This window comes from Nocardia sp. BSTN01 (genome assembly GCF_015354405.1).
In the GTDB taxonomy this organism is placed as follows: domain Bacteria; phylum Actinomycetota; class Actinomycetes; order Mycobacteriales; family Mycobacteriaceae; genus Nocardia.
In genome coordinates, this window is record NZ_JADKYP010000112.1 from 1 (window position 1) to 7114 (window position 7114).

The 7114-nt window shown below is 69.6% G+C and carries 5 protein-coding genes and 1 pseudogene; 1 reads left to right on the top strand and 5 read right to left on the bottom strand.

Annotated features, from left to right (window positions below):
- Position 1: 1 nt before the first annotated feature.
- The 5 genes and pseudogenes from IRT45_RS35665 to IRT45_RS35685 form a co-directional block, all read right to left on the bottom strand.
- On the bottom strand, positions 2-1042 hold the full coding sequence (locus IRT45_RS35665) for an alpha/beta hydrolase family protein (RefSeq protein ID WP_309241300.1): 1041 nt from the start codon (positions 1040-1042) through the stop codon (positions 2-4).
- Positions 1039-1991, bottom strand: a pseudogene (locus tag IRT45_RS35670) (acyl-ACP desaturase). The gene IRT45_RS35665 and the pseudogene IRT45_RS35670 overlap by 4 nt, the downstream one beginning before the upstream one ends.
- A complete protein-coding gene (locus IRT45_RS35675) occupies positions 1988-3184 on the bottom strand; it encodes a CdaR family transcriptional regulator (RefSeq protein WP_194810165.1) in 1197 nt (398 codons plus the stop codon). The pseudogene IRT45_RS35670 and the gene IRT45_RS35675 overlap by 4 nt, the downstream one beginning before the upstream one ends.
- A 428-nt stretch (positions 3185-3612) precedes the next feature.
- A complete protein-coding gene (locus IRT45_RS35680) occupies positions 3613-4932 on the bottom strand; it encodes a lipase family protein (protein WP_309241301.1) in 1320 nt (439 codons plus the stop codon).
- A gap of 360 nt (positions 4933-5292) precedes the next feature.
- Positions 5293-6507: a lipase family protein gene (locus IRT45_RS35685; protein WP_194810167.1), complete on the bottom strand. Its 1215-nt coding sequence runs from the start codon at positions 6505-6507 to the stop codon at positions 5293-5295.
- Positions 6508-6683: 176 nt separating this feature from the next.
- On the opposite strand from IRT45_RS35685, the gene IRT45_RS35690 reads away from it, so the two are divergent.
- On the top strand, positions 6684-6905 hold the full coding sequence (locus IRT45_RS35690) for a hypothetical protein (RefSeq protein ID WP_228535991.1): 222 nt from the start codon (positions 6684-6686) through the stop codon (positions 6903-6905).
- Positions 6906-7114: the final 209 nt, after the last annotated feature.

Sequence of the window (7114 nt, forward strand, 5' to 3'; positions counted from 1 at the left end):
ACTAGCGCGGACCCCAGGTCCGCGCGATACCGAGTCCGGCCGCCAGCGCGTCCCACGCCGACGGCAGGGCCGCGGTGAAATCCGGCCAGGAATGCGTCCCCGCGGGGATGTAGCGCACGGTGGCCGGGATGTTCAATTGCGCGAGCCGCGCGGCGAACCGTTCGGTGCATGTGCGCGCCCCCGCCTCCAGCGCGATACCTCCGCCCGCGGACCGCAGAGCACCGGCGACGTCGTGCGCGGTGGCGATGGCGGTGAGATCCGGTGGGCTCGGCAGACCGGTGGCCGCCGACAGATAGATCGGCGTGCCACGCAGGGTATCGGCGCCCAGATAGCTGTCGTGCGCCGCCCATTCCGGCGAATTCGGTGGGCCCCAGAGGTTTTCGGGGTTGCCGCCGCGCGAGGCCACGGTGATGCGGGTGACGGCCTGGCCGACATCGTCGGCGGTCGAATAGCAGCCGCTGATACCGGCGACCGCGCGATAGAAGCCCGGGTGACGCTGGGCCAGCATCATCGCCGCCTGCGCGCCCATCGACACTCCGGCGATCGCCCGGCGCCCGTCGGAATGCAGATACTTCTCCACGATCGGCGGCAGCTCGTCGACGAGGAAGGTCTCCCAGCGGTTGAGGCCCAGGTTCTGGTCGTAGTGGTCCCAGTCGGCGTACATACTGCCGACGCCGTCGCCCGGGAGCACCACATCCACCGGTTTGCCGGCGAAGAAACGCGCCGCCTCGCCGTCGGTGAGCCACCCCGAGGTCGCCGCACCCTCGACGCCGTCGAGAAGATAAAGGGTGGGCCGGGGTTCACCCCCGCCGCCGTGCAGCACATCGATGGGCACCACCCGATGCATCGCGGCGGAGGCGACGTACAGCCGGTCCCAGCCCGGTCCGCGCGTTTCGGTGCGCACCAGTTCCGTTCGCGTCACGGCGGGATCGATCGCCGGCGGGGCCGCGGATGGGGGCACGGGATCGGCGCACACCGGAGCAGCAGCCATCGCGCCTGCGGCCACGGCCAGAGCGGCGCCCAGCGCCGCACGGGTGATCACCGCCGCACCACCGCCGAAGCCTCCGCCAACGCGCTTTCGCGGGCGCGCGCTCGTTCCCGCCGTTCCCGGAAGCGGTCGGCCGCCTTCTCCAGAGCGGCCAGATGGACGGCCAGTTCGTCGCGGGCCCGCTCTCCCGCACCGGTCAGATCGGCGCGGTCGAACACGTGCCAGTTGCGCAGCACCGGTCGCACCACCATCTCCACATGCTGCGCCGGATCGTAGATGCCGTGGGCGGCCAGCAGCAGCGCGTGTCGCCGCAAGCCGGGCCGGCCCGATCCGGGCACCCGGAAACCGGTGACCGCCTCGGTGATCGCGCGCATCATCGCGTCCGGTGCCAGCTCGAGGGCGGCCCGGGAGATGTTGCGGTAGAAGATCATATGCAGGTTCTCGTCGGTGGCGATGCGCGACAGCATCCGGTCGGCGATCGGTTCACCACAGGCGATGCCGGTGTTGCGGTGACTGATCCGGGTGGCCAGCTCCTGCAGTGTCACACAGGCCAACCCGCGCAGCAACCGCGGGGCCTGCGAGCCGGCAACGCCGCTGGTCAGCCGTGTCATCCGGGCGCGTTCCAGCGCAACGGGATCCACCGCGCGAGTCACCACCAGGTAGTCGCGGATCACCATGGCGTGGCGGTTCTCCTCGGCGGTCCAGCATCGCACCCACCGTCCCCACGCGCCGTCGCCGCCGAACGTCTCGGTGATCACACGATGACAGGAGGGCAGATCGTCCTCGGCGAGCAGAGTGGTCATCAGCGCCACCCGCGCCACCTCCGGTAACGCGGATTGTTCCGAAGCCAATCGTCTCCGCCGAGCGCCGCGAAATTGCGGCCTTCGCCCCAGGGCACGTAGTCGTGCGGATGCCAGGCGCGCGACTTGCACAGATGATCCGCGAGAAGGCGTTCGGCGACGGGGTCCAGCTCCTGGAGCAGATCGCGATCGGCGACTCTCACGCGTACTCCTCGGTGCGCGAATCGGTGCCGAGATCGAATGCCAGCAACGCCAGGCTCGCCCGCGCGATACCGTCCGGACGGGCCAGCTCGATGCCGGTCAACCGCTCGATGCGCCGCACCCGGTGCGCCACACTGTTCGGATGGATCGCCAGCCGCACCGCGGTCGATTTGCGGTCCAGGCCCGAATCCACATAGGCGCGTAGGGTTTCCAGCAGATCCGGATGCGGCCGCAACGGACCGAGCACCGCGGCCAGGTGCGCACGCGCCGGGCCCGGCCGGGTCAGCTGATATTCCACCGCCACGTCGGCGATCCCGTAGAGGCCCGGTGGGCGACGCAGTGCGCGCACCAGTTCCAGCAGTTCGTGGGCCTGGGCGGCCAGCTCCGGGATGCGTGCGGTGGGACCCGCCACGACGGTCGCGGTCAGCGGCACCGAGGCCGCCGCGGACAGGACATCCAGGGTGTCGGCGGTCAGCTCCGGGGCATCGATGCGGGCGGAGGCCTCGGGGTCCTCGACCGGCACCAGCACGGTGCCGCCGTCGACCGAGAGCAGCGACAGCGCCCGCGAGCCCAGCACCGGCGCCAACGCGCTCTGCAGCCGGCGCAGTTTGCGGCGCGCCACGGTTTCGGCGTTGCGGCGCGGATCGGATTCGCCGGGATGCGGGGCGATCGACAGCGCCACCACCTGATAGGCGGGTGCGACCACGATTCCGGTGCGGCGGGCCAGTGTCGCGCGGCCGTGGCCGCTGAGCAGAGCGGTGACCAGTGTCTGGGCCGCGGTCTGATGATGCCGTGCGGCCGAGCGGTGTTCGTCGAGGTAGGCGGCCGAGGTCGCCACCGTCACCGTCTCGAGCAGGCGCAGCGCCTGTTCGGCGTCGGCGAACAGTGTCTCGCCGTCACCGCGGCCATCGGCGATGTCACTGAACGCGTGTCGCACCGCCTCGTGGTAGGCGCGCAGCACGGTGTCGAGGTCGATGCCCTCGCGCGCCCAGGCGCCGGCCCGGCCGACCAACTCGGCCAGACGCGCGGCATCCGCCGGTTCCGGGTCAGGTTCGGCGACCATATCGGCGGCCAGGGCCAGACATTCGCGCACTCCCGCGCCTAAATCGGCGGGGGCGTCGGAATGTGACGCCGGCGCGTCGGTGCGCACGCTTCGGGTCAGAGTCGCCGCCAGGCTGGGTGCGGATGGTGTCATCGGGTCGCTCCAGAATCTGTCCCCGCGCGAGTGTGCCCGCCGGATGCCTTGGGGTGAGGGTGCACCCGGCGGGCGGTTCCACTGCTACGCACAGTGACCGCGTCGAGGAAGGGGTTGGAAGTCCTGGTGCCGCGGTCGAGCTGTGCGCCGTGAGCGGCGGCTTCGAGTCGGGAGCCGCTCACCGGTGGCCGGTCCGGCGTCCGCAGTGCCGACCTCCTCTCCTTCCGGAAGGTGCGGGTGCGCCGGTTGCCGAACGCGGCACCGTCCGCGCAAGAACCGGTGCCGCGTTCACATCACGGTACGGCCACGGAATCGCCTCGAACCCGAAACACCGGCGATCCGATGACAATTCATGAATCGCCCCGGCGGCGGCTGGGGTCGCGGCACAAATTCCCCGCGACGACAGCGCGAATATACGAACCGGCCGTTCAGCATTCACTGGGGGCCGGCACACCCTGCAATCGCTGATCGACCCAGCCCATCGCCTCGGGATATCCCAATCCGGCCGCGATGATGTGTTCGCCGAGAACGCTGCGATACACCGCAGACACCCCCAGCGAGCACTGGTCGCGATAGAACTCGCGCGCACCGGCCGCCGGAATCCAGAATTCCTGTTCGCCGTTGTAGACATACAGCGGCACAGCGGATTTCATGCCCTGCATCCGCGTCACCCGGTAGATGTCGCCGGCCAGCGCGCTGTGCAGCGGATCGGGAGTGTCGGCGGCGATGTCGATCGGCAGCGACAACACGCCGGGGACGGCGAAGACGCCGGCGCAGGTGTCCTTGAGCGGCGACAGGGCCGCCCACCGGGCCAGATTGTTCATCCGGGCCAGGATCTCCGGCCGCTCCCGCCCCACACCGAAGGTGGCCGCCAGGAAGACTCCCGACGCGAAGTTGGCGTTCATGCTCTGCGACAGGATCTGATAGTCGGCCGGCACCCCACCCAGTGCCGCGCCGACGATCGACGGAGCCAATTCCGGTGCGTAGGAATCGATCAGCGCCACCGCGCCGCGGGTGGCGATCGCACCACCGGAATACCCGTGCATGGCGTAGCGGCTGGCGCCGAATTCGGCGGGCAGTGCCGCACGCATCGCACGGATCGCGTCGAGCACGGCGTGACCGGCCACGAAGGGCTCGGCATACGCCATCCGCGGGCCCTCGTGATCGGGAATCAGCACCGCGTACCCGCGCAGCAGCGCCAAGTGGGTGGTAGGCGGCACGAAATCGGTGGTCCCGGTGTCGCCGGTGAAACCGTGCGCGAGCGTGTAGCCGGGCGTGCAGGTCCGGCCCAGCGCGTCGATCGGCAAGTTGTTCACCAGCACCGGCCGCGATCCGGGGCCCGTCCACGGCGCGGCCGGAATCGCCAGTGTCGCGGTCGCGTACGAGGGCGCGTCGTGGGCATCGGTCGTGCGGTACTTCAACTGCAGCGCCTGCCGCACGGGCACCACCAGCAGCGGAGCGGCGGTCGCCGTCACGTCCCGCGTGGCGATCACGTCACCGGGATGCAGCCCCGCGAGATCGGCGGGCCAGTCGTCGAGCAGCGGATCGCCCACCGGTGAGGGCATGACGGCCTGCTGCAGCCGGGCCAGGTCGGTGGTGACACCGGTCTCCCCGGTCTCCCCGGCCGCCGCCTGATCGGCCACCGGGATGGGCGGCGGCGGAATCAGGACGTCGATCCACTGCTGCAGCTGTGCGAGACCCGGCGCGGGCGGATTCGACTTCGCCGGCTCCTGGGCATCCGGCGGCACGGCGGCCCGAGGCGTCGCGGGCTGGACCGCAAACGGCTGCGTCGGCAGTCCCGGTAACGAAACAGCCGGTAACGGCAAGGGAGGCAGAGGCATCGGCGGCTGCGCCGCCGCGGTACCCGCGACGGGACCGCAACCGAGTAGCAATACCGTGACCAGAACATGCCGAATTCGCATGGCGCACCCCACTGAAGCTCACCGCTGGTTCCCCGTACGCTGCCAACCCGAGTTCCGCGCTGAACCAGGTGTTTCGAGACTACCGGCGCGAATCCGGTTGCCCGGGCGGCGTGTTCGGATCGTGTGCGGCGCGAGTCCGCATCGATATCGAATTCGTGGCGCGCGAGCGGGGCGGGGGTGTCGCGCTCAGCAGTTGCTCGGCACCGGCTGAGCGTGCATGCGACCGTCCAGCCAGTTCAGGACCTGCGGCAAGCCCAGTACCGCCGCGGTGAGGTGGTCGGGCACCGGAATGGCCTCCGACTGGACCGAAACCCCGGCCTGGCACCAGCGCCGGTCGGTCTCGATGATCGAGTCCACCGGAATCAGCCCGTCGATGGGCGAATGCCATTCGAACACCGGCATATTCGGCACGCTGTCGGTGTAGAGCTCGAGACTGTTGTCCTCGACCACCTTGCGCGCGACCGGATTCTCGGTCATCGACGTGGTCCTCGCGAACTCGGTCACCCCGTGGCCCGCGCCCGCGGCCAGCAGGCCGTTGGTGCAGCTGTTGGCCATCACGTGCCGCGCCGCCAAACCCTTGTCGTTGAGCTGCTCCGACAGCGGGAACCGGTCCGGGTATTCGCGTTCCAGGCCGAGTCCGGCCGCCATCGCCAGGCCGAAGGCCGGATGCGAGCCGTACCCCAGACCCTCCAGCATCTTCACCATGTTCATCGGCACGCCGCCGGCCGCGGCCCCGGCGATCCGCAGTTCCGGCGCGTAGGCCGGCGCGAGCGCGGCCGCCCAGGCGGTGGCCATGCCGCCGCCGGAGTAGCCGGCCATCGTCACCGGGCTGTGCTCGAGTTTCAGATCGGCGGCGTGCTGCACCGCACGAATGCCGTCCAATGTGATCTGGCCGCCCAGACGCGCTGCGCCGTAGGCGAATTGCGGCCCGAGATGGTCGGGCATCGCGATACTCCAGCCGCGCTGCAACACCACGTTATAGGCGGGCGCCTCGCGCACCATCAGATCCGGGTTCTTGGTGTAGAGCACATGGGAGACACCGCAATCGGTGCCCAGCCCGTTGATGATGGTCTGATACGACAGCAGCGGGCCATCGGCCGCGCGCTTGCGCGGGGTCAGGACGGTCGTGGTCGCCGCGATCGGCTTGCCCTCGGAATTGGTCGAGCGGAACTTGATCAGCGTGATGTCGGTGTCCGGGAAGATGTCCAGCGGCGGTAGCGGTTTCGTCGCCAGCACGTCGCCGGGCTTGTGCTCGGCGATATCGGCCGGCGCGGCGTAGAACGGATCCGGGTCCGGTGCCGGGTAGATCGGTTGCGCCGGTGCGGAAGTCGTGGCGGCAGCGAACAGCAGCAGACTGCCGGCGGCGACGCTCAGCGCCCGCCGGACCGCGGTATGGCCCATGAGCCAAGAGATTATCGCGCGCGCGAGGCAACCCGAAATCGGCACCGCAGGTCCTGAGAAATCACAAGCTCGCCGCGCGGCGGTCTGTGTTACGCGATGAATTACGCACTGAAACCTGTTCGGGTTACCCGCGAGTACGTAGCTTCGTTCCTGCACCGATGCAAAGGAGCACGGCTATGGACATCTCCGATACGGCCCCCGACGTCCCCACACGCCGGATCACGGTCTACTTCGGTGGCACCGGCCCCGATGGCGACATGGTGCTCGAATACGCCGCCACCCGCGCCGAGGCCTGGGAGTTCGCCGCCGCCGCGGTGCACTCCGGGCTGGCCGTGACCGTGGACGGCATGGTCCGGCCCGGATTGCGACCGCTGCCCTGCCGCCGATTGTGGCATTGAGGAACCGATTCGCGTCCCGGCGACTGTGAGCGATCACAACGGCCCGCCGACCTGCTTCGATTTCGGCACAGACGATTCGCGAAGCACCCTCGGTTCCCGGCCCGCCAGTTAGCGTTAACCGCCGGAACAGATAGTTCGGGAGTAGAAGGAGTCAGTGATGACCGTCGACAGCTCCAACCGATCCAGTCTCACCTTTTCCGGACGGCCGA

Coding starts and splice junctions, on each gene's coding strand:
- IRT45_RS35685 (WP_194810167.1), bottom strand. CDS start 6,507: ATGGGCCATACCGCGGTCCGGCGGGCGCTGAGCGTCGCCGCCGGCAGT.
- IRT45_RS35690 (WP_228535991.1), top strand. CDS start 6,684: ATGGACATCTCCGATACGGCCCCCGACGTCCCCACACGCCGGATCACG.
- IRT45_RS35675 (WP_194810165.1), bottom strand. CDS start 3,184: ATGACACCATCCGCACCCAGCCTGGCGGCGACTCTGACCCGAAGCGTG.